General features: G+C 60.0%; 24 protein-coding genes. 17 read left to right on the top strand and 7 right to left on the bottom strand.

Translation table 11 applies throughout. The annotated features are described in order from the left end of the window. The first annotated feature begins 168 nt into the window (after positions 1-168). Genes aztA through BM177_RS14670 form a run of 3 tightly spaced genes read left to right on the top strand, consistent with a single transcriptional unit; the run spans position 169 to position 2763 of the window. Positions 169-927: a zinc ABC transporter ATP-binding protein AztA gene (gene aztA, locus BM177_RS14680; protein ID WP_244532355.1), complete on the top strand. Its 759-nt coding sequence runs from the start codon at positions 169-171 to the stop codon at positions 925-927. Between the two features lie 42 nt (positions 928-969). Continuing rightward, a complete protein-coding gene (locus BM177_RS14675; RefSeq protein WP_091684969.1) occupies positions 970-1839 on the top strand; it encodes a metal ABC transporter permease in 870 nt (289 codons plus the stop codon). Between the two features lie 24 nt (positions 1840-1863). After that, positions 1864-2763: a metal ABC transporter substrate-binding protein gene (locus BM177_RS14670; protein WP_091684966.1), complete on the top strand. Its 900-nt coding sequence runs from the start codon at positions 1864-1866 to the stop codon at positions 2761-2763. Here BM177_RS14670 and BM177_RS14665 read toward each other — a convergent pair. Both BM177_RS14665 and BM177_RS14660 read right to left on the bottom strand, forming a co-directional pair. Beyond that, a complete protein-coding gene (locus BM177_RS14665) occupies positions 2756-3184 on the bottom strand; it encodes an SRPBCC family protein (RefSeq protein WP_091685035.1) in 429 nt (142 codons plus the stop codon). The two genes, BM177_RS14670 and BM177_RS14665, sit on opposite strands and share 8 nt — an antisense overlap. A gap of 206 nt (positions 3185-3390) precedes the next feature. Next, positions 3391-4215: a helix-turn-helix transcriptional regulator gene (locus BM177_RS14660; RefSeq protein WP_210185918.1), complete on the bottom strand. Its 825-nt coding sequence runs from the start codon at positions 4213-4215 to the stop codon at positions 3391-3393. Positions 4216-4475: 260 nt separating this feature from the next. Here BM177_RS14660 and BM177_RS14655 point away from each other — a divergent pair, with 260 nt between their 5' ends. From BM177_RS14655 to thiD, 4 genes are all read left to right on the top strand, one after another. After that, positions 4476-5639, top strand: coding sequence for an acyltransferase family protein (locus BM177_RS14655; RefSeq protein ID WP_175492624.1), 1164 nt, complete (start codon positions 4476-4478; stop codon positions 5637-5639). Between the two features lie 2 nt (positions 5640-5641). Further along, a complete protein-coding gene (locus BM177_RS14650; RefSeq protein ID WP_091684958.1) occupies positions 5642-6688 on the top strand; it encodes a CobW family GTP-binding protein in 1047 nt (348 codons plus the stop codon). A 2-nt stretch (positions 6689-6690) separates the two neighbouring features. Beyond that, positions 6691-7704, top strand: a complete 1014-nt coding sequence (locus tag BM177_RS14645; RefSeq protein WP_091684956.1) for a WD40 repeat domain-containing protein — start codon at positions 6691-6693, stop codon at positions 7702-7704. A gap of 139 nt (positions 7705-7843) precedes the next feature. Continuing rightward, positions 7844-8665: a bifunctional hydroxymethylpyrimidine kinase/phosphomethylpyrimidine kinase gene (gene thiD, locus BM177_RS14640; protein WP_091685033.1), complete on the top strand. Its 822-nt coding sequence runs from the start codon at positions 7844-7846 to the stop codon at positions 8663-8665. Positions 8666-8764: 99 nt separating this feature from the next. On the opposite strand, the gene BM177_RS14635 is transcribed toward thiD, so the two are convergent. Together BM177_RS14635 and BM177_RS14630 are read right to left on the bottom strand one after the other, a co-directional pair. After that, positions 8765-9364, bottom strand: coding sequence for a DNA-3-methyladenine glycosylase (locus BM177_RS14635; RefSeq protein WP_091684953.1), 600 nt, complete (start codon positions 9362-9364; stop codon positions 8765-8767). Between the two features lie 18 nt (positions 9365-9382). Next, a complete protein-coding gene (locus tag BM177_RS14630) occupies positions 9383-9763 on the bottom strand; it encodes a nuclear transport factor 2 family protein (protein WP_091685030.1) in 381 nt (126 codons plus the stop codon). A gap of 596 nt (positions 9764-10359) precedes the next feature. Between BM177_RS14630 and BM177_RS14625 the strand changes: the two genes are divergently transcribed. The 6 genes from BM177_RS14625 to BM177_RS14600 all read left to right on the top strand — a co-directional run bounded on the left by BM177_RS14625 (position 10360) and on the right by BM177_RS14600 (position 16043). Further along, positions 10360-11049 carry a type 1 glutamine amidotransferase domain-containing protein gene (locus BM177_RS14625; protein ID WP_091684950.1) on the top strand — a complete coding sequence of 230 codons (690 nt, stop codon included), beginning with the start codon at positions 10360-10362 and terminating at the stop codon, positions 11047-11049. A gap of 622 nt (positions 11050-11671) precedes the next feature. Further along, positions 11672-13246, top strand: coding sequence for a peptide chain release factor 3 (locus tag BM177_RS14620; RefSeq protein WP_091684947.1), 1575 nt, complete (start codon positions 11672-11674; stop codon positions 13244-13246). A gap of 115 nt (positions 13247-13361) precedes the next feature. Then, positions 13362-13727 carry a hypothetical protein gene (locus BM177_RS14615; protein WP_244532354.1) on the top strand — a complete coding sequence of 122 codons (366 nt, stop codon included), beginning with the start codon at positions 13362-13364 and terminating at the stop codon, positions 13725-13727. Between the two features lie 204 nt (positions 13728-13931). Beyond that, a complete protein-coding gene (locus tag BM177_RS14610; protein ID WP_091684944.1) occupies positions 13932-14216 on the top strand; it encodes a hypothetical protein in 285 nt (94 codons plus the stop codon). 292 nt (positions 14217-14508) lie between these two features. Further along, entirely contained in the window at positions 14509-15039 is a 531-nt protein-coding gene (locus BM177_RS14605) for a hypothetical protein (protein ID WP_091685028.1), read from the top strand. A gap of 203 nt (positions 15040-15242) precedes the next feature. Continuing rightward, the gene (locus BM177_RS14600) at positions 15243-16043 is read left to right on the top strand and encodes an SDR family NAD(P)-dependent oxidoreductase (RefSeq protein ID WP_091684942.1); all 801 of its coding nucleotides are present in this window, start codon (positions 15243-15245) and stop codon (positions 16041-16043) included. A gap of 27 nt (positions 16044-16070) precedes the next feature. Here BM177_RS14600 and BM177_RS14595 read toward each other — a convergent pair whose 3' ends face one another. The 3 genes from BM177_RS14595 to BM177_RS14585 are packed head-to-tail and all read right to left on the bottom strand — an operon-like array spanning position 16071 to position 19433. Continuing rightward, positions 16071-17288 (bottom strand): SAM-dependent methyltransferase, encoded by a 1218-nt coding sequence (locus tag BM177_RS14595; protein WP_091684940.1) that lies wholly within the window; start codon positions 17286-17288, stop codon positions 16071-16073. 7 nt (positions 17289-17295) lie between these two features. After that, complete coding sequence (locus BM177_RS14590) at positions 17296-18087, bottom strand: DUF1365 domain-containing protein (RefSeq protein ID WP_091684938.1); 792 nt, start codon at positions 18085-18087, stop codon at positions 17296-17298. Then, on the bottom strand, positions 18084-19433 hold the full coding sequence (locus tag BM177_RS14585; RefSeq protein ID WP_091684936.1) for an NAD(P)/FAD-dependent oxidoreductase: 1350 nt from the start codon (positions 19431-19433) through the stop codon (positions 18084-18086). Before BM177_RS14585 ends, BM177_RS14590 begins: the two co-directional genes overlap by 4 nt. Before the next feature lie 163 nt (positions 19434-19596). On the opposite strand from BM177_RS14585, the gene BM177_RS14580 reads away from it, so the two are divergent. The 4 genes from BM177_RS14580 (at position 19597) to BM177_RS14565 (ending at position 23843) form a co-directional block, all read left to right on the top strand. Continuing rightward, the gene (locus BM177_RS14580; RefSeq protein WP_091684933.1) at positions 19597-19995 is read left to right on the top strand and encodes a DUF2177 family protein; all 399 of its coding nucleotides are present in this window, start codon (positions 19597-19599) and stop codon (positions 19993-19995) included. Between the two features lie 94 nt (positions 19996-20089). After that, positions 20090-20746: a biliverdin-producing heme oxygenase gene (locus tag BM177_RS14575; protein ID WP_091684931.1), complete on the top strand. Its 657-nt coding sequence runs from the start codon at positions 20090-20092 to the stop codon at positions 20744-20746. Between the two features lie 119 nt (positions 20747-20865). Continuing rightward, a complete protein-coding gene (locus BM177_RS14570; RefSeq protein WP_091684929.1) occupies positions 20866-23178 on the top strand; it encodes a histidine kinase in 2313 nt (770 codons plus the stop codon). Continuing rightward, positions 23175-23843: a response regulator gene (locus BM177_RS14565; RefSeq protein ID WP_091684927.1), complete on the top strand. Its 669-nt coding sequence runs from the start codon at positions 23175-23177 to the stop codon at positions 23841-23843. The genes BM177_RS14570 and BM177_RS14565 overlap by 4 nt, the downstream gene beginning before the upstream one ends. Positions 23844-23868 lie beyond the last annotated feature (25 nt).

Below are 23868 nucleotides of genomic sequence, written 5' to 3'. Positions count from 1 at the left end.
GATATAACCTTAAAGGGGACGGCCTTTGGACGTCAGATCCGAGCATACGCCGCCAGTGCCGCTGCGTTTCGGCTTTTCATTGTTCCGGCTTTCGGCCGGCGTCCGGCTGCTTGGCGCAATGATTCTCATAGGCATTCTTTGGACGGCCGTATTTTGGGCGCTCCATTGATGACGCAGGAGATGAATTCCGGCCATGCCGTCGCCATCGCCTTCCACGACCTGACGCTCGGGTATGAAGGCCATCCTGCGGTGCATCACCTCGACGGCGAAATAGAAAAGGGCGCGCTGCTGGCCATCTGCGGTCCGAACGGCGCCGGAAAATCGACGCTTCTCAAATCGATCTCCGGCGCTCTCTCGCCTCTCAGCGGTTCGCTCTCGGCGCCCCGGCGCCGTGACATCGCCTATTTGCCGCAGGCCGCCGACATCGACACAAGTTTCCCGATCACCGTCCTCGACGTCGTCGCCATGGGACTTTGGACGCAATGCGGACCGTTTCGCGCGATTTCGGGGCGCCGCCTCGAAGAGGTGCGCGGCGCGGTGAGCGCGGTTGGACTGAACGGCTTCGAAGATCGCGTGATTTCAACGCTATCCGGCGGCCAACTTCAACGGATGCTGTTCGCCAGGCTTCTCATCCAGGACGCCAGCGTCGTCCTCCTCGATGAACCGTTCGCCGCCATCGACGCGAACACCTCCGCCGATCTGCTGGCCTTGATAGCCCGATGGCACGACGAGCAGCGGACCGTACTCGTCGTGTCGCACGACCTCGACCTCGTCCGGGATCACTTTCCGCAAACTTTGTTGCTGGCGCGGGAACAGGTCGCCCGGGGAAAAACTTCAGACGTTCTCACCACTCCCAATCTCGCGCGGGCGCGTTCGAGGGCCGAGGCGTTCGACCGGGGGGCCGCGGTCTGCGCCCGCGCGGCTTGAGGCCCAGCGGGAAGTAGAGAGCATCACGATGCGGGTTGAGCCATGCTATATGATATTCTGATCGCACCCTTCGCCGACTTCGCCTTCATGCGGCGGGCGCTGGTCGGTTCGATCGCGCTGGCGCTCGCCGGTTCGCCGCTCGGCGTTTTTCTGATCCTGAGGCGGATGTCGCTCACCGGCGACGCCATGTCCCATGCAATTCTTCCCGGCGCCGCGATCGGCTATCTTGTCGCGGGGCTGTCGCTTTGGCCGATGACCATCGCCGGCCTCGCCGCGGGGCTGATCGTCGCGGTCGGATCCGGCGTCGTCGCCCGCGCCACGATCCTGCGCGAGGACGCTTCGCTCGCGGCGTTCTATCTGATCTCGCTGGCGCTCGGCGTCACGCTCATCTCGCTGCGCGGCTCGAACATCGACCTGCTGCACGTCCTTTTTGGCAGCGTCCTTGCGCTTGACGATGCGACGCTCATTCTCCTGGCTGGCATCGCGAGTCTGACCCTCGCCGGCCTCGCGCTGCTCTATCGGGCGCTGGTCATAGAGACCGTCGATCCCGGATTTCTCGCCTCGACCGGCCGGGCCGGCGGACCGACGCAGATGGCGTTTCTGGGCCTGGTCGTCCTGAACCTCGTCGGCGGATTTCAGGCGCTCGGAACCCTGCTCGCCGTCGGCATGATGATGCTGCCCGCGGCCTCGGCGCGGCTTATCGCGCGGGATATCACGTCGATGCTCGCCATCGCGGCGGCCTTTGGAATCGCCTCGAGCTATATAGGCCTTGTCGTTTCGTTTTACGCCAGCCTGCCATCCGGGCCTTTCATCATCCTGGTCGCGGGGGGATTTTACGTAGGGGCGCTTGTTTTTGGACGGGCCGGCGGCCTTCTCCGCAACCTCAAGCCAAAGCGTCATCTCGAAGCCTGAACAGCGCAATCCTGGAGTGACGGCATGGCCAAAATATGTAACGTTATTACATTTATTTATTTTCTCTTTCTCATGTCGATCGCCTTCGCCGCGCCGCAGGAGCCAAGCCGCCTGCCCGTGGTCGCGACCTTCTCCATTCTCGCCGACTTCGCGCGAAACATCGGCGGCGAACGGGTCGAAGTGAGTTCGCTCGTCGGCCCCAACGGCGACGCCCATGTCTACCAGCCGACGCCCGCCGACGCCCGGGGGCTCAACGCGGCGCGGCTGATTGTGGCGAATGGGTTGGGCCTCGAAGGATGGATCGACCGGCTCATCGCGGCCTCCGGCGCGAAGGCTCCGGTCGTCTTCGCCACCAAGGGAATTGCGCCTCGAAAAATGGAGGAGGATGGCAAAATCGGCCAGGATCCCCACGCGTGGCAAACCATCGCCAACGCCAGAGTCTATGTCGCCAATATCAGGGACGGCCTGATCGCCGTCGATCCGGATGGGGAAGCGGCCTATCGCGCCAACGCCGAGGACTACCTCGCCAGACTCGACGCCCTCCAGACCGAAGTCATCGCCGAACTCGCCAAGATCCCGGCGGCGCGGCGGCAAATTATCACGACCCATGACGCGTTCGGCTATTTCGGCGAAGCCTATGGCTTTCAGTTCATCGCCCCGTCCGGCGTTTCGACGGAAGCCGAGCCGAGCGCCCGGGACGTCGCCAAAATCATCCGGCAGATCAAGACCCTGAAAATTCCGGCGGTCTTTTTGGAGAATGTGACCGATCCTCGCGCGATGCGCAGGATCGCCGCGGAGAGCGGCGCCAAAATCGGCGGCGCCTTGTTTTCGGACGCGCTTTCGCCGCCCGATGGACCGGCGCCGACCTATATCGATATGATGCGCAACAACATCAAACAATTGACCGCCGCGCTGATCAACTAGAGAGCAAGTCCCTTTCCATCCCATCGAGTCCCGCGCTTATGGCCCCCTGAACCAATTCCGCGACTGAAACGCTATCTTCCGGTTTCGACTCGAAGTCTATCGTCCAGACGACGACGCCCAATCCGTCATAGGACCTAAAGACTTCGACCGTTCCTTTATAATAAGTCACGGGAAAAGAAGATATTGGTCGAAGATATATAAGTTTCATGGTCTCATGATTTATTTCTTCAATGATGTCTTTTATTTCGCCGCCGCCACCTGCGACGGTCATATAACGCAAAGCGCCTTTTCCTTGACCTTCAACTTTGCATCTCTCAATAAAAGGAAACCATATATCAATCCGCCCTATTTTACTGACAGCATCCCAAACCTTCTCTGCAGGGACGTTAAGTTTTTTTGTTATAGGCTGCTTATTCAACATCGGCATTTCCTCAACGTCAAAATTGGCGATTAAGCCTAGGCGCGGACTCTACCGATTCATCGTCGGGCGTATTGGAAAAAACCGACACTCCAAATACATGAAATTATAGAAACGATGGCGACCACAAAAAACATACAGAACGACGAGTTGTTTTTTAATTTTAACAACAGAAGAAACTAAAAACAGCCATCGCTTTGTTATATATTTTAAATATCTTGATATAAATTCAGCAGACCTGAAAAACGAATCGTTTGAGAAGCCATAATCTGTGGGTGGAGAGTTTCAGGAGAGATTCCATAAAGATCCTGAAAGTCACGTATCATGTGGCTTTGGTCATAATAGCCTGCCGCATATGCGACGTCCGCCCACGATGGTAAGTGTTCGCGCTGAATAATAGCGTTTCGCAAACGCACGACTCGGGCGTATTTCTTAGGCTTCGCCCCAACACAGGAGAGGAAACGCCGTTCGAAGGTTCGCTCTGTTAAACCGAGGTTGCGAGCGAGCAGCGAGATAGAGCAATTGCCTTTTAAAGCGTTTAAAGCTGCGCACGCGCGCTGCATCAGCACGTCTTCATTATTGCGGTTCATGATAGACAGCAAATAGCTCTCAACACATTCGACACGTTCTTTGGCGGTGTTCATGATCGCCAATCTATCTTCAATCTTTTCAATCTCATGCCAGGGAAAAATATCCCTGCAATCAACCCGGCTTTCGGCGCAATCACTGGCGACGCCGCCACGAAAGACATTTAATCCCCACGGCGCAAGGCGTGCGGAAACTCCTGATATTTTTCCGGCTCCTCCCAAATCGCTCCGAAAGCTTTGGAAGCCGGCGAGGCCGCTGCGTGTGGTATAAACGCCGTTTTTATGAGTTGTTCGCAGCGGATCTTGGTACAAAAAACATAAATAAGTCGCCGTGTCCGGCAAAATCGAAAGCGCCGAATTATCGCTGCCCGTCAGGTCTTCATAATCCCAAATCGCCGTGACGTAACGGGCCAACGCCGCGTTTGGGGCGAAAACTCTCAAGCTCAAAGCGATATCCTCACCAAAGCCAGCCAGCGTTTCCAGTCAACCGCTCGTGGTTGGCCTGCAGCAACTTCCGGGTTTTTACGCGCGCCATCGCGAATGCGCTCGCGATCGTGACTCCAAAAGTCCTTTCGGCAAAGCCTCGGCGAACTGGATTTTTGAATTGGCCGCAAAAGCGCCCCAACGAGAACCGCGGCCAAAGACGCGCAGGCGACAAGCCCCCTTGCGTCATGCTACCGTTTTCTCGTGTAAGGGGACCGCGAGAAATGGCGCGTTTGGGCGTTGAACGGGATGCGCAGAGCCGGAATTCGCTTGAAGGGATCCAGGTGCTCCGCGCCGCGGCGGCGCTCCTCGTCGTGCTCCTGCACACTCTCGCGGCCGCGAGAACGGCGAACGCGCGGTTGACGATTCCGGACTGGTTGGCCCAATTTGGCGCGATCGGGGTCGATATATTCTTCGTGATCAGCGGTTTCATCATGTTCCGCGTCAGCTTCCCCGCCGGCCGGCCGGCGCTTGCTCCCGCATCTTTTCTGCGCAAGCGACTGACCCGGATTTACCCGGTCTACTGGTTCGTCATGGCGCTGATGCTCGAGCTTTGGAGTCTTGGCCTCCTTCCTTTGGCTCACCTGAACGCGGAAATGATCGACGCGGAAAATCAGCGGATGCTGATCAGGTCGATTTTCCTGCTTCCCACCAATTATTTCGTCATGGCGATCGCATGGACCCTCGTCTACGAGATGTATTTTTACTTCATTTTTGGCGCGACCCTTTATTTCTCAAATCCGCTCGTCTCATTGCTCGGCGCCAGCGCCACGATCATGATCCTTTACGCCGCTCACGGTTGGGTCCCCGACCCCGCCCTGAGCGACTTCCTCCGCAACCCGATCGCGATCGAATTCTGTTTCGGTCTTTTGATGGGCTATCTGGCGATGCGCTGGCCAAGACTCGCCTTTGCGGCAAAACCGCTCTGGATTCCGGCTGCGGCGCTGCTTGCGATCGCCGCATTTGCGCAGCCTTACGCGTCCGCCATCCACCCGCCGAGCCTCTCGCGGGTTCTTCAATGGGGCGTCCCCTCGTTTCTTCTCGTCGCGTCGTTTCTTTCGATGAAATCCGACAGCGGGCCGCTGCGACGGCAAATGATCTTGCTCGGCGACGCCTCCTATGCCATCTACCTGACCCACCCGATCGCCATGATTTATTACGCCAAACTCCTTCAGGGGAACGTTTCGTCCCTCCCGCAATGGCCGATCGTTCCTCTCATCATTGTCCTGAGCGCGGGGTTCGGCGTCGTGATTCATGTCGTCGTCGAGCGAAGGCTCATGAGCGGCGTCCGCGGCCTGTTCGGCGGCCGCATCGCTTCTTCCCTCGCCAGGCCGCCCTTGTCACCAGAGATCGCTCAAGAATTAGAGTCGACTGTTCCGGATCGTTGAAAATGGCAGAAAAAATCCCCGTCACCGTTCTCACCGGTTATCTCGGCGCCGGCAAGACGACGCTCTTGAACCGCATCCTGTCGGAGGACCACGGCCAAAAATTCGCCGTCATCGTCAATGAATTCGGCGAAATCGGCATCGACAACGAGCTCGTCATCGGCGCCGATGAGGAAGTGTTCGAGATGAACAACGGCTGCATCTGCTGCACGGTGCGCGGCGATCTCATCCGCATCATCGAAGGCCTGATGAAACGCAAGGGCAAATTCGACGCGATCATCGTCGAAACGACCGGCCTCGCCGATCCGGCTCCCGTGGCGCAGACGTTCTTCGTCGACGCCGACGTTCAGGACGCGGCGCGTCTCGACGCCGTTGTGACCGTCGCCGACGCCAAATGGCTGACCGAGAGGCTGAAAGATGCGCCGGAGGCGAAGAATCAGATCGCTTTCGCCGACGTCATTATCCTCAACAAGACCGATCTCGTCGCCCCCGGCGACCTCGACGAGGTCGAAGCCCGGATCCGCGCCATCAACCCCTATGCGAAGCTGCACAGAACGGTGAAATGCGCGCTTCCGCTTGACGCGGTGCTCGGCCGCAACGCCTTCGACCTCGACCGCATTCTCGACATCGAGCCGGACTTCCTCAACGTCGCAGAGGATCACGGCCATGCTCATGATCATGAGCATCACGGTCATGATCATCACGACCACCATCATCATGAGCACGAAACCCACGGCCTGAAGCATTATCATGACGAGGACATGCAGTCGGTCGCCCTGACCATCGACGGCGATCTCGATCCCAACAAGTTCATGCCCTGGCTCAATGACTACATTCAGACCGAGGGCGCCTCCATCCTGCGCTCCAAGGGAATCATAGCGCTCAAGAACGAGCCGAGGCGCTTTGTGTTTCAGGGCGTTCACATGATCCTCGACGGCGATCTCCAGAGCGAATGGAAGCCCGGCGAGAAACGGGTCAGCCGTCTCGTTTTCATTGGCCGCGACCTCAAGAAAGACGAGATCACGCAGGGCGTTTTGAGCTGCGCGGCCTAGAAATGGCCGCTTCGACGAATTCACTGACAGCGAACGTCACGCCGTTTGACGCCGGCGCCCCCGTCACGGCGGCGGCGTTTGTCGGCGACGCGCCCGCCCTGGCGCTGGGCGACGGCTGCGTCCTTTTAGGCGCCCCTGGCGAGGCGAAGCGCATCGCGGCGCATCCCGGCGCGGGCATTCTCATCGCCGCTCAAGCGGGTAAATCCAAACTCGTCACCGGCGGCGACGACGGACGAGTCGTCGTGACCGCCGGGGACGGCTCGGTCGAAGAGATCGCCCATGAAAAAGGCAGATGGATCGACGCGCTCGCCGCGCGGGACGACGGCGCGATGGCGTGGGCCGCGGGCAAGGATGTCCGGGCGCGCGACGCGAAGGGCGAAATCAAAACATTCGCGGCGCCGACCACGGTTCGCGGGCTCGTGTTTTTTCCAAAAGGCTACAGACTCGCCCTGGCGCATTACAACGGCGTGACGCTGTGGTTTCCGAACGCGCCGGCGTCGCTCGAACGGCTGGAATGGAAAGGATCTCATCTCGACGTCACGGTCTCTCCGGACGCCAGGTTTGTGGTGACGTCCATGCAGGAAAACGCTCTTCACGGCTGGCGAATGGCCGACAAAAAAGACATGCGCCTCAGCGGCTATCCGGCGAAGACGCGCTCCGTGTCATGGTCCTTCGACGGCGCCTGGCTCGCGACCTCGGGCGCCGAAGGCGGGGTCGTGTGGCCCTTCAAGGATAAAGAAGGCCCGATGAACAAGGCGCCCAAGGAATGCGGAGTCCGGCGCGCAAGGATCACCTGCGTTTCCTTTCATCCGAAGGCGCTGGTGCTGGCCCTTGGCTATGAAGACGGCTTCGTTCTGCTGTGCCGAATTACAGACGCGGCGGAGATTCTGGTGCGCGGACATCGCGAGGGCGCGCAGGCCGCGATCACCGCTCTTGCGTGGGACGGCGCCGGGCGGCGCCTTCTGTTCGGCGCCGTCGACGGAGCGGCCGGCCTGCTCGATATGCCGGCTCAATGAACGCCGCTGCTCACCGAGCGCGTTGAGCGACCAGCTATTACGATACGAGCGAATTGCAAATCGATCCGCCCGCGCCTTGGAAGCGGTCCCCGCCGCTCCTCCCCTTTACGGAAGCAAACCAAGCGGAGATAAGCAGGCGATGATTCCCAACCTGCTTTCGATCGCGGGGTCTGATCCAAGCGGCGGCGCCGGGATCCAGGCCGACCTCAAGACCTTCGCCGCGCTGCGCTGCCACGGCATGGCGGTCATCACCGCGTTGACGGCTCAGAACACGCTGGGCGTGAAGGCCATACATCTCCCGCCGCCCGAATTTGTCAGCGCTCAAATTGACGCGATTTTCGCGGACATTGAAGTGGCGGCCGTCAAGACCGGCATGCTCGCCTCCGCCGCGATTGTGGCGGCGGTCGCCGACCGTCTGGCGGTTCACCGGCCCCGATTTATTGTTGTGGATCCGGTGCTGGTCGCCTCAAGCGGCGATCTGCTCACGACGCCCGATGTCGGACAGGCGATCGTGCGTCATTTGTTTCCGCTCGCGACAATCATCACCCCGAACCAGTCGGAGGCCGCCTTGTTGACCGGCCTTCCCTTCGCCTGCGATCACGCGCAAAAGCGCGCGACGGCCGAGGCCTTGCTGGGGCTCGGTGCCAAGGCCGCGCTCGTGAAAGGCGGACATGACGACGGCGCCAGCGCGGACGATCTGCTGTTCGATGGCCTCGACGAGAACATCTATTCTGCGCCGCGCATCGCCACGCGGAACAACCATGGCACCGGCTGCACCCTGTCCTCGGCCATCGCCGCCTCCCTCGCGCAGGGGCTGGCGCTTCCGGAGGCTGTCGGCGCGGCCAAGGCGTTTCTCACCGCCGCTCTCGCCGCCGCGGATGAACTGAACGTTGGACATGGCCATGGTCCGGCGCATCATTTCTCCGCGCTCTGGCCACGGTCGAGCGGCGATCCGCGATAGGCTTTTTGCAATCAGCGTAGAACGATGCGTCCTTCCACGGAAGCGTCAACGACCTTCAACGTTGGCGCTGACCCGGTAGACACGTCGAGATCCGGTCTTTTATTCCTGGAGCGATCTTGGACCGCTGACGAACGGACTGCCTCGGAGATAAAATCGCAGGATGCGGTTCGCGTCCCGAGAAATGCCGGTCCGAATGCTCTGCCCGATTTCGCCTCGTTCGTCGTCACCGCGTCCAAGCCATAGAGGGCCTTCTTGGCAAAGATCGAGTCCATCGAGCGAACGATCAACCCGCAACGCCGCAGTGAGCCTTCCTGGTCCCCGCGCCAAGCCGCGCAACTGCTCGACGCCGCGATTTAGCCGCATGATAGGGATGCCCTCGAGCGGCTCGAGCGCCCTGATCAGGACTCCGGCTCCGATCCCAGGCATCTCGCTCGAGACGTTCAGCATATATGAGCTGCCGTAGGCGAGATAGATATAGGCGCGCCCGCGCTCAAGAAACAGAGAATGATTACGCCGAGTCATCCCCCGGTAGGCATGCCCGGCGGCGTCGCCGACGATATACGCCTCAGTCTCAACAATACGACCGCTGGCGACGCCTTCTGGCAACTCCCGCACCAATATCTTGCCAATGAGATAGCGGGCGAGAGAGACCGTATCAGTCGGCAGTTCCAAGCGGGCGAGCAAGCAGCAGACGGCCATCCTTACGGCGGCCAGGTTTCAGGGCGCCCGCTCGACCCATTGCGCGCGCGAAGGCCCCGGCTCGAACGGATCGCCGAAATACTGGGTCTCGCGGGCCACCTTCCCATCAAGGAACTCCATGATGCTAACGGCGTAAGACGGCCGTCCGTCATAGGTTAGAATATATTCGGTCACCCAGAGGTCGCCCGCGCCGATAATCCGCCGCACTGTGAAGCGTTTCCAGTTCGGCTGCGCGGCGCGAGACGACTGAATCTTCCGCCGCCCGAGGACGCGCTCGCCCGATTGCGGATACTCGAGCACCGCACCCTCTCCGTAAATCTGGTGCTCAGCCTCGAAGTCGCTGGCGTCGGAGGCGTCCCAGTGACGATCCAGAGCCGCTCTGATGTCGTGGTCTTCCATCTCGATCTTCCCTCGCTGATGCTGCGTCAACTTCAAAGACAACGCTCCAGATGCGATAGCGATCCCTGATGCACACCTCGCCATCGGGCGGCCCATTGATGGTGAAAGTCTCTCTGAACTACTCATGGCTGAAATTTCTTCAACCGAGCGGGGCCTGCCAATGCCGGGGTGAGTCGATCTGATATACAAAGCCTCCCGACGCCCGCCGCCATGCCTCACCAATCCCCTTGCCTGCCGCCACCAAATTTAATCCTTTTGTCGCCGCTTTGCTTGACGATTCAAGACCCTTGCCGAAACACTTGCGAGTTGCGCAGCTACAACTTCAGCCGCGCGGCCTTGATATCCGCTGGGAAGGGCCCTAGAATTGAAGCCTGAGAGAAGAGCCCTTCTCGTCGACCGGTTTCTCGGATCGGTTCGAGGGCTACGACGTTGTTGGCTGAGAAAACACGCAGCATTGTGACGACAACAACTCGGGCGAGGCCGGAAACAAGCGCCTCGCAATCACGTCGAGCGTTTGAGCCTTCCGACCGCGACCCTCCGGGCAGCTAGCACAGCCATTCGGGTCACTCTTCAACGACTACGGAAAGGAGCGGATCATGAAAGTTCTGATGGTTCTGACCTCCCACGACCAGCTCGGCGACACCGGGCGCAAGACCGGCTTCTGGCTGGAGGAACTGGCGGCGCCTTACTACGTCTTCAAGGATGCCGGCGCCCAGATCACGCTCGCATCGCCCAAGGGCGGACGCCCGCCGCTGGATCCCAAGAGCAACGAGCCAAACTTCCAAACAGACATCACCCGTCGGTTCGAGAAGGATGCCGACGCCGAAGCCCAGCTCGAAAGGACGGTGCGCCTCGATAGCGTCAAGCAGGAAGGCTACGATACAGTCTTCTACCCGGGTGGTCATGGGCCGATGTGGGATCTCGCCGAAGACGAGAACTCAATCAAGCTGGTGGAATCCTTCCTGGCCGCTGGCAAGACCTTCGCGTTGGTTTGCCACTCTTCCGGCGCGCTGCGTCATGTCAAGACGCCAGGCGGCAAGTTGCTCGTCGCGGGCAAGACGGTGACCGGCTTCACCAATGGCGAGGAAGAAGAGATGGGATTGACGAAGGTGGTGCCCTTCCTTGTCGAGGACGAACTGATGAGCCTTGGCGCCACTTTTTCCAAGGTCAAGAACTGGGGCGTTCACGTTGTCGCCGACGGCCAGCTGATCACCGGCCAAAATCCGGCCTCGTCGGGCCCGGCCGCCAAGCTTCTGATCGATACGCTGAAAAAGAACGGGAAATAGTCAGGCCTTTACTACCATCTGGCCAGCGCAATGTCTGTGGAGCGTCAGTCGCGGGAGCGGATCCAGATCATATGCAGTTCGGCCAACATTGTTTTGTAGAACGAAGAGGAAAGCCATCTCCCCATTCTCTTGTGGTTTCTTTCGCGCTGATAATTTGACAGCCCATCCCGGTATCGATTGACGCTGCCTGGAGTACAACTTTCTGGATGCTTCCGATCGATCGATTCATTATTGTAACAGCAGTCAATTTTAACAGCAGTCACCCTGCCATTGGCGGCATACGCGAACGCGGTCGCGATCGTCCAGCGGGGGCTGGTTTGTCGGGATCGATGAACGTTGCTGCCGCTTCGAATGAGGCGTTCGTGAGCGATTGAGCCAATTATCGAGCCAGAGACGAACGTCCGGTTCTTGGCCTCGCCGTCGAAGAGCGGACCGTCGCAAACCCATCCAAATAGCCGTCTATACCTTTGGGCCGGACGTCCGCTTCTGTGCCGTCGCGCATTCGGCCGAACGGCTGGGATCGGCCTCAATGGGCGCAAACCGTAAATTCGAACTGAGATCGGGTCTGGCGCGCCCGCCAAAGCATTTGACATAGCGCCCCGCCCTTGCGACGAGCAGCGCCATGACTTCTCAAGATCCGGTCTCAAGGCGGCGGACTTTCGCCATCATCTCCCACCCCGACGCGGGCAAGACGACGCTCACCGAAAAGCTCCTGCTCTTCGGCGGCGCGATCCAGCTCGCCGGCGAAGTCCGCGCCAAGGCGAACCGGCGTCAGACCCGCTCCGACTGGATGGGGATCGAGCGCGAGCGCGGCATTTCCGTCGTCACCTCGGTGATGACCTTCGAATATGGCGATTGCGTCTATAATCTGCTCGACACTCCGGGCCACGAGGACTTTTCCGAGGACACCTACCGGACCCTGACGGCGGTCGATTCGGCGATCATGGTGATCGACGCCGCCAAGGGCATCGAGGCGCGCACGCGCAAGCTGTTCGAGGTCTGCCGACTGCGCGACATTCCAATTTTAACCTTCATCAACAAGCTCGACCGCGAAACACGGGACCCGTTCGACCTCCTCGACGAAATCGAAAAGACCCTCGCGCTCGACGTCGCCCCGCTGACCTGGCCGCTCGGCAGCGGACGCAGCTTCGCCGGCACCTATGATCTCGAACATGATCTCGTGCGCCGGATCGACCGCGACAGCGAGCCGACCAAAGTCTCCGGGCCGGACGATCCTTTCATCAAGAGCCTCCTGAGCGAAGCCGATTTCAGGGACACGCGCGACCAGATCGAACTCGCCCGGGGCGGCCTCAAAACTTTCGACAAGCAATCCTTTCTCGAAGGCCATCTGACGCCGGTGTTTTTCGGCAGCGCCCTCCGCAATTTCGGCGTGCGCGACCTCATCGACGCGCTCGCGAGATTCGCGCCGCCGCCGCAGGGGCTCGAGGCCGCCTCGCGCAAGGTCGACGCCCGCGAAGACAAGATGAGCGGCTTCGTGTTCAAGATCCAGGCGAACATGGACCCCAATCATCGCGACCGGATCGCCTTCATGCGGGTCTGCTCGGGCAAGCTCCGGCGCGGCATGAAGGCGAAGCTGGTGCGCACAGGCAAGAACATTGCGATCAATTCGCCGCAATTCTTCTTCGCGCAGGACCGGCAACTGGCGGAGGAAGCCTATGCCGGCGATGTCGTCGGCATTCCCAACCACGGCACGCTGCGGATCGGCGACACCTTGACCGAAGGGGAAGACCTCGTTTTTCGGGGCGTGCCGAGTTTCGCGCCCGAACTTCTGCGCCGGGTCAAGATCGGCGACGCGATGAAGGCCAAGAAACTCCGCGAGGCTCTTGGCCAGATGGCGGAGGAAGGCGTCGTCCAGATCTTCCTGCCCAGCGACGGCTCGAACGCGATGGTCGGCGTCGTCGGCGCCCTTCAGCTCGACGTCCTCGCCGAGCGGCTCGCCGCCGAATATGGGCTTGAGGTTTCGTTCGAGACGAGCCGGTTCGAGACCTGCCGCTGGATCACGGCGAAGGACGCCGAACTTGACAGATTCATGCGCGCGCATCCCTCGTCGATGGCGGCCGACCTCGACGGCGCGCCGGTGTTTCTTGCCGCCTCGGCCTGGGATTTGAAGTACGAGCAGGACAAATGGCCGGAGGTGACGTTCTCCGACATCAAGGATTATCAAAAGGCGGCGTGAACCAGCGCTCCTCGCCATTGATTGATAGGTTGTTCAACTGAGGATATGCTTTTAACGACGTTGCAAACCCTGCGGGAAACGCTTTGTCTGTTCTCCCGGCGCCACGAGGCCCACAATGTCCAAAGCCTTTGAAATTTCCCTCGCGCCCCAGAAGCTCTGGCAGGCGATCAATCCCTTGACCTTTTACCAACAGGGCGTTCAGGTCGGACTGATCAACATCGGCCAGACGCCGCAGCCGAAAATGGAGCAGGCCATTCTCGACGAGGTCGGAAGCTACGGCCGCCAGCTTGGCCGCATCGGAGACGCGCTGGAAGTCCTGATGAAACATGTCGATCGCGAGACGCTGAGCGCGCCGGAGCGCGACGTTCTCGATATCCTTCAGGGTCAACTCGCCGAGATCCGGCGAACGAAACGGGCGCTTCAAGACAACGATCCAGGAGAAAGCGGCAAGAGCGGCGGCGCGTCGGCTGGAGATAGCTGAACCGGCGCGGGCCGCGGTTTCCCCCCGGCAAGGGCTCCAACGACTACAGGATCGGGCCGCGGGGCTGACAATGTAGGGAACCCTGGCTTTCGTCATCCGTCCCACAATGACGAGCAACCAAAGGTTAGTTGCAAATTCGAGCCTATATGCGATCGTCGCCCTTGACCGCTTCTGAGGAAGCGTGAGCGATACAGGGAGATTCGCATGCGATTGGCATTCTTGTTGACCGCTCTACTGTTCGCCATGCCCGCCGCCGCCGGTGGCCTTAGCCAGCCGGGACATTCCGGGCAACCCAAAACTCTCTACGACCGCCTCGCCGCTCTGCCTCAGCCCGGCAGGCCGGGTCTGCCCGACCCTGTCGCGAAGGCAGGCTCCTGCCGCAGCATAGGCTGCGAGAGCGAAGCGTCGAATGACTGCCCTGCGGCCGGCGGGACCTGCGAATGCTGGTGCGACGACTTCGGCAACGGCGTCTGCTCCGACTGCGATTGAGGCTCGAACCGCGCAATCGGAGTCGAGGCACGATAAATGCTCCGAGGGACGCGATCGCTGCGTCCTGCTCCGGCTAATTAAGCCATTGTCGGATTTGACCGCAGCCTGATCCGGGCCAGCGTCCTGTTTTCGCGGGGCCTTCCAAACACGTCTACATTTTCCGCATGCGCGGCTCTACCGACATTTTGTTTTGTCGGCATCTCTACAATCGCGCCAAAGCCCACTCGCGTGATCCGATCGGCCGTGACATTCATGAATGGTTCAGGAATGAGCGGAATTGAAAGACTTCAATATGACCGCCATCGAAACAACCGCCTTTCAGCGTCTCGAAGCCGAAGGCCGCCTGTTGAAGCCCACGCTCAAGGCACCGACACAACATGCGGGACGCTTCGGCTTTCGCGGAGAAATCGCCCTCGCGCTCGATCCGCCCGTCACGCTGGAGGCGACCTTCGCCACGTCCGAAGGGGATGATCCAGCGCTTTCGTTCCTGGCCGGTTCGCTCGCAAACTACACTCAGCTTCCCGCTCTCGTGGAAACGCTGGGCGCAAACGTGAAACCGGACGGAAAATATTTCATTTTCGTCGGCGATCTCGACAGGGCGTCACGCTATCAGGTCAGTTTCGCGGACGTCAGCTATTATGTTCTGCCGATCGACGGCACGAGCGTCTATAATGAACTGATCGACTCTCTCTACCTCGACAAGACAAGGATGAAAAAATTCAGCACGGCCGAAAAGCTCGACTCAATCGCCGACGGCGCAGCGAAATTCGATACGGCCTATGAAAAGATCACCTATGACGACGGCCTGAAGCGGATCTCGTAGTCGCGATATCGCGGCCGCCATCCGCGAGGCGGGCGCTCGCTGACCTGCATCAAACGCATCCCGTTCTTAGTCGTGAGCGAAATCTGTGGAATGGTTCTGGCGCAATAGCCTCAACCAGCCCATATCACCTTCGTCCGGAGACCAACCCGGACGCGATGGGGCGAGAGCGGCCCCAATGCGAAGAAGGCGATGCGTGAGAGTTCATGGCGAAGCGTGACCCCTTATCCCACACCCCAACGAAGCCTGGCGCCGTATGGGTGACCGGAGCCGGAAAAGGAATCGGGCGCGCGCTCGCGCTGCGCCTCGCGGCGAGAGGCCATACGGTGGCCGCGAGCGCACGCACCGGAACGGATCTGGAGTCGCTCGCGGCTGAAGCTGAGGGCCTGCCCGGCTCAATCTTCCCCGTGACGCTCGACGTCGCGGACGCCGCATCAGTGAAAGCCGCAATTGACCGGATCGAACAGGCCATCGGACCGCTGGATCTCGCGATTCTGAACGCGGGGACGCATCAGCCTTTATCGGCCAAAGACTTCGATGTCAGCGTCTTCAGGTCGCTGATCGATGTCAATCTGATGGGGACCGTCCATTGTCTCGCGGAAATTCTTCCGGGCTTTATCGGACGCCGCGCCGGCACGATCGCTGTCGTTTCGTCCGTCGCGGGATATCGCGGCCTGCCGACCGCGGCGGCGTACGGCGCCACCAAGGCGGCCCTCATCAACATGTGCGAAGCGCTGAAGCCCGAACTCGATCAGGCGGGCGTTCGTCTCGCGTTGATCAACCCCGGATTCGTCGATACGCCTCTGACGCGCCGCAACGATTTCCCGATGCCATTCCTCATTTCAAGCGAGGAAGCCGCCGATCATATCATGCGTGGTCTTGATCGCGGCGCATTCGAGATTGTTTTCCCCTGGCGCATGGCGCTAGCGATGAAGCTGCTGCGACTCATGCCATATTCTGCTTATTTCGCCCTGAGCCGGCGAATGCTGCCAGCGCAAGAAGGTTAGCGTAGCGGAAGGCCGTTAACCCCTGTATCAATCTCGCGCGATGACGAATTGCCCGACATCAACGAGGTTCATGCGAAATCCCGCCTCGCAATACGCGAGATAATAGGTCCACATCCGAAAAAAGCGCTCATCGAACCCCTCACGCGCAATTTCGGACCAGGCCTTGCGAAATGCGCCGTCCCACAACCGCAGCGTGGCGGCGTAACTTTCACCGAAGAAAAAGCCGTCTTCGAGACGAAGACCCGCGGTTGCGATGGCCGCGCTCAGGGCGTTCGGCGAAGGCAACACGCCGCCGGGAAAAATATATCGTTGTATGAAGTCGATTCGCCTCCGGTAGCGCTCGAACAGGCGCTCCGAGATCGTGATCACCTGCAGCGCCGCGCGCCCACCGGGAGAAAGACGATTACGGACGACGTCGAAAAACGTCGGCCAATATTCCTCACCGACGGCTTCGAACATCTCGATCGAAACGATCTTGTCATAGGTTCCCTCGACGTCGCGGTAATCCACGAGGCGGATTGCGGCGCGCTCCGACAACCCGGCTCTTTCGATGCGGGCCTGCGCGAACCGGGCCTGCTCCGCCGAAAGAGTTATCCCGGTCACCCTGCAGCCAATATCCCCGGCGGCGTATTCCAGGAAGCCGCCCCAACCGCATCCGATTTCCAGCACGCGATCATTCGGCTGAAGATCAATGCTGGCGGCGATGCGGCGATATTTTTCCCTTTGGGCTTCGGCGAGCGAAAGCTCCGGACGCGTAAACAGCGCCGAGGAATAGGTCATCGTCTCGTCAAGCCATTTTTCATAAAATGAATTGCCGAGATCATAATGATAGGAAATATTTTCAGGCGCTTGCGCCTTTGTATTTGGCCGGCGCGGCGAGCGCGCGCGATTCAAGAAATCGACGTGGGCATAAGCCCGGACGACGTGTTCGAGTTTTGCTTTGGCCTTGAGAGCCATTTGCATCAATGCGACGAGGTCGGAGGCGTCCCAGTCCGCCTCCATGTAAGATTCGGCGAGCCCGAGTTCACCCCCGAAAATCGAGCGCCACAAGGCCTTGGTTCGGCGTATCTCCAGCGTCACCGGCGGGCCGGGCCGCTCGGCCCTCAGAGTGAGGCGCCTCTCCCCCGGCAAAATAAGCGTGAGGTCTCCGGGCAGACGCCGTTCCATCGGGGAAAGCAACGCCTTCGCCCAGGCGGAACGCTTTTTAGGGAGACGAAACGCGTCGGGGCGATTGAGTTCGTTCATTATGAGTCTACGCCTTGTTGGAAGTTGAAGGCGAGCCGACGCTGACGGCGAACCGTTGCTTCGCGCGCGTATGAGAATACGCAGGGGTTTTCTTGAAGAGCAGACGCAACGCTTCGAAATGGATAGCGGCGACGACTTTGATCGTCATCAGAGGGTAGGTGAAAAACGCGCGGAGCAAGGCCGCGTCGGTAAGCGGGCGGCGAACGCCAGAGAATGCCGCGACGAGCAGAGGTCCTCCCTCATCCTGTTCCTCGATCAGAATCGAAGCGCGTTCGCAAGGCGGCAGAACCTTGAAATCGTAAACGCAGTTCATCGGGATGAATGGCGAGACAAAGAATTCCTTGCGGCAGGATTGGCGGACGATCGGCGCGTCTCCTGCTCCGACCGGCATCACGTAAGTATGTCGCTCGCCATGCGTATTGCTCACCTCATACAAGATCGCCTTGAGGGCGCTGTCCCGGGAGTGACAAAAAATGACCGTCAGCGGATTGAACGCATATCCGAGAATACGCGGATAACAGAGCACGCGGATGGCGCCGCCGTCGAGGTTTATATCGGCTTTTGCGAGGCAGCGCTCAACCCAATGCCGAAGAGATCCAATACCCTCGCCATGGTCCGAGTCGCGAAAGCTGAACAGTCCCCAGCCGTTGTAGGCGAAGAGTCGAAGCTTGCGATCGAGGTCGGGCAGCTCGTCGAGGTCGAGCAATAAAGAAAACACGCTATAGCGCAAGCCGTGACTCCGCGGTCGAAACCTTCGGTGGACAACATGCCCGGCGTAAAGTGCGGACTGCAGGCTCATGCGGCGGGCGCCAGAGCGCGCGACCGGATCGCGATCCGGCCGCTTTCATTCGGGACCGTCCAGGGGCGCCTCGCCTCCCCAATCTCTTCCGCCGCCGCAAGTCCTGCCTGGAGCGCGTCCTCGTGAAATCCATAACCGAAATAGCTGCCGCAAAACCAGGTGTTGCGTCGACCCTGCAACGTCCACAGATCCGATTGCGCTCGGAGTGCTGCCTGGTCGAATTGAGGGTGTTCGTAAGTGAGTTCTCTGACGATTTTCTTCGGATCCGGCTCGTGCGCAGGATTGAGAGTCACAAACAATGGAACAGATGGATCAAGACTTTGCAGCTTGTTCATCCAATAGGTGACGCAAGGCGCAGGCCTGTCGTCTGGGCCTTTCGGTTGCAGAAAATTCCAGCTTGACCAGACCCGCCGTCGGCGCGGCATCAAGGATGGATCCGAATGCAGGAGAGTTCTGTTTGTCGCATATTTGAATGCGCCGAGGAGGCGCCGCTCGTCGGGATCCGCGTCGCCAAGCAATCCAAGCGCCTGATCGGCATGCGTCGCGATCACAACATGCGAAAACCGCCGCTCGCCACCCGAGACGTCCTGGACGATGACGCAACCGTCTTTTCTGTATATTCGCTTCACAGCGAGTCCAAGACGCATCGATGCGCCCATCGCTCCCGTCATGCGGCGCACATAATCCCGGCTGCCTCCTTCGACTGTGAGCCATTGCAGGCGATCACGGATCGACATGAGCCTATGGCTGACAAAAAAGCGAAGGAACGTGTTGAGCGGATAATTCGCGATGTCCGTCGCTGAGGCCGACCAGATCGCCGCGCTCATGGGAAGGATATGGTCCTGGATGAGGGCCCGAGAATAGCCGGCCCGGTCGAGGTAATCGCCAAGACTCACGCCGTCGATTGCGGAACTATCCAGCAGCAGCGGCGCTTCGCGATAGAACCTCAATATTCCGCTTATCATCGACCAAAATCGAGGCCGGATCATATTGCCGGAGATTCGGGGCACGCCGTCGAAATCGAGCGACGAATATTCGAAGCTTCCGCCATCGAGAGAGGCCGCGAAAGACATGTCGGATGCTTTCGTCGTCACGCCCAGATGACGAAAAAGGGCCGTGAGGTTCGGGTAATTCACTTCGTTGAAAACCATAAATCCGGTGTCGACCGGAAGTAAACCGCCCCGCCCCACAATCTCGATTGTATTGGAGTGGCCGCCGGGCCGCTGCTCTTTTTCGAACAGCGCGACCCGGCGGCTGCGGCTCAAGAGCCAGGCCGCCGAAAGCCCCGCGATTCCACTTCCAATCACAGCGACTTCATCGTTCGGCGACGCGGAGGGAGACGCCATATTTCAATTCACCCGGTTCTGATCGCTCAAGCCATATCTACGGCGGCGATCAGCCATCGGATGACGGCGCGTCAAAAAAAATCGGCGCTCATGATCCAAACGGCGATGCGAAGCGTAGATTCCATGCTTAACGAAGTTCTTCCTAGCGTAGCAAGAGAGCGGCATGGCAAGAATTCTGATCGGCTACATCGCCACGGCCGCGGCGTTTTTCGTCCTCGATTTCATCTGGCTCTCGATCGCGGCTCCCCGCCTCTACCGTCCCATGCTCGGCGAACTTCTTGCCCCTGAACCGAAGCTCGCTGTGGCGGCCGTCTTTTATCTTGTCTATGTCGCCGGAGTGGTTGTGTTGGTCCTCATCCCCGCCCTTTCGAGCGGTTCATGGGCGACAGCGCTCGGACTTGGAGCATTGCTCGGGCTGGTCGCCTACGGCACGTATGATTTCACGAATCTCGCGACGCTGACCAATTGGCCGGCGCTGATCAGCGTCATAGACCTTGCCTGGGGAGTCTGCGCGACGGCTGTCGCCGCGACGGCGGGCTTCCTCGTCGCCAGCAGGTTTTAGGCGATCGCTGAGGCTTTTTCGACCGCTCTGGCGCGCCGGGAGGAAGCAGGGCATATTCGCTGGAGATCGCAACGTCGAATTACAGCGAACGCTTATGCCGCCAAAGGAAGATCTTTCGGGACATCGTGACATCGGGCCGAATTTTTCGTCGGCCGCACACGCAGGCGATACGCCGGGTCATCCTTCAGCGCGGGGCTTGGCCCATGCCCGTCTTCGGAGCGAGACGCGACTCCTGCACAAAGCTTTGGATTCGAACCTGAGCCCTTCTGCTCTTCTGGAGCGGGCATGCTACGTCCGGTATCTGCGGATGAACTGGCCTTGCGCCGCGATCGAATCGGCGCTGGAGACTGCGGGCGTGCAACGGCTTTTGCCGGATTGGGACCAGCGGCGGCGGCGTTTCGCCCTCGCCCGGGACATGGAGGATCTGGATGCGTTCGCGGGCTTGAGCGCGCCAGTTGCGCCCTATCTCGCGGCCGGCGGCCAGCGGATCGACGCCGGAGCGGGCGCGATTCTCGGCTGGGCCTATGTTCTTGAAGGCAGCCGCCTCGGAGCGGGGCTCATTCTCAAGACGATGGAATCGGCGAAAGATCCTGAGGTCCGCATCGCCACGCGCTTCCTGCGGCACGGCCGGGACGAAAATTTCTGGGGAAGCTTTAAAGCCGCGCTCTCCCAGATTGACAATGACGAGAGCGCGATAGCCGACGCCTGCGCCGCGGCTTGCGCCGCATTCAGATGTTTCGCGACGCCTTGAACCTCGTGGCGCGCAGCGCCCGCGAGGCGGCGTTCTGAGCGGCAAGACAGCATGTATTCTCAATGGTATGATGACCATCGGCGCGCCCCTTCGTCCGGGAGCCCAGCAGAGGAGCGGGAATGAGCGGCGAGGTTCCTGCGTTCGGCGCCGCAGATCTGACCAATTGCGACCGTGAGCCGATCCACATTCCTGGGTCAATCCAGCCGCATGGCGCCCTGCTGGCGCTCGATCCCGAAAAACTCGACGTGGTCCAGGCCGGCGGCGCAACGGATCAATTGCTCGGGCTGGCGCCGGGCGAGTTGATCGGCCGGGCGGCGGCGGATTGGTTGCCCCAGACTCATGCTGACCGCCTTCGCGAACTCGTCGCGACGGAAAGCTCCATGCTCCGTCCGCTTCACGCTTTCCATATGAAGGCGAAGGGCGGCAACGGCGACGTCGACGCGACCATACATCTCAGCGACGGGCTGCTGATTCTTGAACTGGAGCCGATCTGGGAAGATTGCCTCGATGATCCCCTCGCGCTTGTTCAAACGATGGTGCGCAACATTCAGCAGGCGGCGTCTGTAGAAAAATTCTGCAAGTTGGTGGCGGAGGAGGTTCGCGCCGCCTCAAAATTTGACCGGGTGATGGTCTATCGATTTTTGCCTGACGGCAGCGGCGCTGTCGACGCCGAAGCGAAAGATTCCGACCTCTCGCCTTTTCTTGGTCTGCATTATCCGGCGTCCGACATCCCGAAACAGGCGCGCGAACTCTACATGCGCAATTGGATTCGCCTGATCGCGGACACCACCTACCAGCCTGCTCCGCTGTCGCCGCCCATCGCGCGCCTTGAGCGCCCGCTCGATCTCAGCCAGAGCATGCTGCGGAGCGTGTCCCCGATCCACCTCGAATATCTGGCCAATATGAGCGTCGCCGCGACGATGTCGCTCTCGATCATTCTGGATGGCAAACTATGGGGCCTGATCGCCTGTCATTCAAGAAGGCCGCGCTATGTGCCCCATCGCCTGAGAGTCGCCCTCGAATTGTTCAGTCAGATGGCGTCCTTTCTGCTTGAAACCAAAATCACGGCGGACGAACTTCAGGATCGAACCCGTTCGAAAGCCATTCAGGACGATTTGTTGACCCAGCTTTCCGGCGAGGAGGAACTCGCCGACAGCCTGGCTCGGTTGCGGCCGAATCTCCTGGAGATCATCGACGCAGACGGTCTTGGGCTCTGGCTTGACGGCAATTTTACGAGCCTCGGCCGCACCCCCAATGCGACGCAAGCGGGAGGACTCGTCGATTGGCTGAATGAAACGGCCGCCGAAGGCGTTTTTCATACAGACGCGCTCCCTCTCATCTATCGGCCGGCCGTCGATTTCGCCGACGTCGCAAGCGGGATAATCGCTCTTTCGGTTTCAAAATCACCGCGAGATTATGTCATCTGGTTTCGCCGCGAGATTATAGACACCGTGACCTGGGCGGGAAATCCGGACAAGTCGGTGGAATGCGAACCGGACGGCGTACGCCTCTCACCACGAAAAAGCTTCGAGGCCTGGAGGCAGGAGGTGCGGCTGCGCTCCAAGCCATGGGAAAAAGTCGCGATCCAGATCGCCCAAACCTTGCGTGTCTCTCTGCTCGAAATCGTACTTCGCCGGGTCGATCAGCTCGCCCGTGAGCGGGAGGCGGCAAAATTGCGCCAGGAAGCGCTTCTCGCAGCCCTGGACGAGCGAATCCGGCAATGGGAGGTGACCGGGCGTCAGCTCGAGATTGAATCGGACCGCCGCGCGGTTCTGGAAGCGGAACTGTCTCAGGTTCTGCGCAGCACCGTCATCAACCAGGAAGCTGAACGTCAGAGAATCGCACGCGAATTACACGACAGCCTTGGGCAATATCTGACCATCATGCAGTGGAATCTCGACGGCCTGGGGCGCAACGACGCGCCTTCGGATCTGAAGCGCCGGGTCGACCAATTGAAAAGTTTGACCGCCGACGTGGGACAAGAAGTAAATCGTCTCGCTTGGGAAATTCGCCCGACCTCGCTCGACGACCTTGGCCTCCAAACGGCTGTCCAGCAATTTATCGACGAGTGCGCCCAGAGCTCAAATTTGCAATTCGATCTGCATTTGGCCTTGAGCGACCGGCGATTGCCTCCCATCATCGAAACGACATTGTACAGGATTCTTCAGGAAGCTATTACAAATGTCGCCAGACATGCCGGGGCGAAGAAGGTCGGCGTGATCCTGGAGGCGACTCTCGACGAGGTCATATTGATCGTAGAAGACGATGGAAAAGGATTCCGATCCGATGAGGTCGACGAAAAACTGGCTCCTTCGTCCCGCCTCGGACTGCTTGGGATGCGTGAGCGCCTTGCGCTTGTCGGCGGCAAGCTGGAAATTGAGGCCGCCCCGGGCTTCGGCACCACGCTCATCATCCACGTTCCGCTACGATGAGTGAGTCTTGCGCTCTTCCAAAGCCCCTTCGCGTATTCCTCGCGGACGATCATCCGATCGTTCTCGCCGGGGTCAAGGCGATCATCGGCGCGGCGGAGGGGATGACGATCGTCGGCGACGCCTGCGACGGGCGCAACGCCCTGAAACTGGCGACCGAACTGAAGCCGGACATTGTTATCTTGGACATTTCGATGCCGGGCCTGAATGGCACGAAAGTCGCCGAGCAACTTCGGGACAATAGCCCCGAGACCAAGATTCTCGCGCTGACTGTCCACGAAGACAAAGGATATCTGCGCCAGCTGCTGGTGTTGGGGATCGCGGGCTATGTCCTGAAACGTTCGGCGAGCGAAGAGCTGGTGCGGGCCATTCGAGCCGTCGCCGCCGGAGGCGTTTACCTAGACCCCGCGATCGCCGGGAAAGTTGTCGGCGGCGGTCCGCTGAAGGCGGACGGACCCTTCCTCGAAGCTGACCTCAGCGAACGCGAGGTTGAGGTGCTCAGATTGACCGCGGCGGGGCACAGTCAAAAGGCGGTCGCCGCGGAACTTCGTCTGGGCGTAAAGACAGTCGAAACCTATAAGGCGCGCGGCATGGATAAGCTTGGCTTCGAAAGCCGGGTGCAGCTCCTTCGCTACGCTCTGAACAAAGGATGGCTGGACGATTATTGATCTCATTTGCTCTGGTCCGAGCGCC

Origin of the sequence: Methylocapsa palsarum (assembly GCF_900114285.1) — a bacterium.
GTDB lineage: Bacteria > Pseudomonadota > Alphaproteobacteria > Rhizobiales > Beijerinckiaceae > Methylocapsa > Methylocapsa palsarum.
Note: the sequence above shows the minus strand (reverse complement) of the source record. Positions and strands in the feature narration are given on the sequence as shown.

What these genes read in the sequence shown, in the direction of transcription:
- aztA (WP_244532355.1), top strand. Translation starts at nt 169, where the DNA reads ATGACGCAGGAGATGAATTCCGGCCATGCCGTCGCCATCGCCTTCCAC.
- BM177_RS14675 (WP_091684969.1), top strand. Translation starts at nt 970, where the DNA reads ATGCTATATGATATTCTGATCGCACCCTTCGCCGACTTCGCCTTCATG.
- BM177_RS14670 (WP_091684966.1), top strand. Translation starts at nt 1,864, where the DNA reads ATGGCCAAAATATGTAACGTTATTACATTTATTTATTTTCTCTTTCTC.
- BM177_RS14665 (WP_091685035.1), bottom strand. Translation starts at nt 3,184, where the DNA reads ATGTTGAATAAGCAGCCTATAACAAAAAAACTTAACGTCCCTGCAGAG.
- BM177_RS14655 (WP_175492624.1), top strand. Translation starts at nt 4,476, where the DNA reads ATGGCGCGTTTGGGCGTTGAACGGGATGCGCAGAGCCGGAATTCGCTT.
- BM177_RS14650 (WP_091684958.1), top strand. Translation starts at nt 5,642, where the DNA reads ATGGCAGAAAAAATCCCCGTCACCGTTCTCACCGGTTATCTCGGCGCC.
- BM177_RS14645 (WP_091684956.1), top strand. Translation starts at nt 6,691, where the DNA reads ATGGCCGCTTCGACGAATTCACTGACAGCGAACGTCACGCCGTTTGAC.
- thiD (WP_091685033.1), top strand. Translation starts at nt 7,844, where the DNA reads ATGATTCCCAACCTGCTTTCGATCGCGGGGTCTGATCCAAGCGGCGGC.
- BM177_RS14635 (WP_091684953.1), bottom strand. Translation starts at nt 9,364, where the DNA reads ATGGCCGTCTGCTGCTTGCTCGCCCGCTTGGAACTGCCGACTGATACG.
- BM177_RS14630 (WP_091685030.1), bottom strand. Translation starts at nt 9,763, where the DNA reads ATGGAAGACCACGACATCAGAGCGGCTCTGGATCGTCACTGGGACGCC.
- BM177_RS14625 (WP_091684950.1), top strand. Translation starts at nt 10,360, where the DNA reads ATGAAAGTTCTGATGGTTCTGACCTCCCACGACCAGCTCGGCGACACC.
- BM177_RS14620 (WP_091684947.1), top strand. Translation starts at nt 11,672, where the DNA reads ATGACTTCTCAAGATCCGGTCTCAAGGCGGCGGACTTTCGCCATCATC.
- BM177_RS14615 (WP_244532354.1), top strand. Translation starts at nt 13,362, where the DNA reads ATGTCCAAAGCCTTTGAAATTTCCCTCGCGCCCCAGAAGCTCTGGCAG.
- BM177_RS14610 (WP_091684944.1), top strand. Translation starts at nt 13,932, where the DNA reads ATGCGATTGGCATTCTTGTTGACCGCTCTACTGTTCGCCATGCCCGCC.
- BM177_RS14605 (WP_091685028.1), top strand. Translation starts at nt 14,509, where the DNA reads ATGACCGCCATCGAAACAACCGCCTTTCAGCGTCTCGAAGCCGAAGGC.
- BM177_RS14600 (WP_091684942.1), top strand. Translation starts at nt 15,243, where the DNA reads ATGGCGAAGCGTGACCCCTTATCCCACACCCCAACGAAGCCTGGCGCC.
- BM177_RS14595 (WP_091684940.1), bottom strand. Translation starts at nt 17,288, where the DNA reads ATGAACGAACTCAATCGCCCCGACGCGTTTCGTCTCCCTAAAAAGCGT.
- BM177_RS14590 (WP_091684938.1), bottom strand. Translation starts at nt 18,087, where the DNA reads ATGAGCCTGCAGTCCGCACTTTACGCCGGGCATGTTGTCCACCGAAGG.
- BM177_RS14585 (WP_091684936.1), bottom strand. Translation starts at nt 19,433, where the DNA reads ATGGCGTCTCCCTCCGCGTCGCCGAACGATGAAGTCGCTGTGATTGGA.
- BM177_RS14580 (WP_091684933.1), top strand. Translation starts at nt 19,597, where the DNA reads ATGGCAAGAATTCTGATCGGCTACATCGCCACGGCCGCGGCGTTTTTC.
- BM177_RS14575 (WP_091684931.1), top strand. Translation starts at nt 20,090, where the DNA reads ATGCCGCCAAAGGAAGATCTTTCGGGACATCGTGACATCGGGCCGAAT.
- BM177_RS14570 (WP_091684929.1), top strand. Translation starts at nt 20,866, where the DNA reads ATGAGCGGCGAGGTTCCTGCGTTCGGCGCCGCAGATCTGACCAATTGC.
- BM177_RS14565 (WP_091684927.1), top strand. Translation starts at nt 23,175, where the DNA reads ATGAGTGAGTCTTGCGCTCTTCCAAAGCCCCTTCGCGTATTCCTCGCG.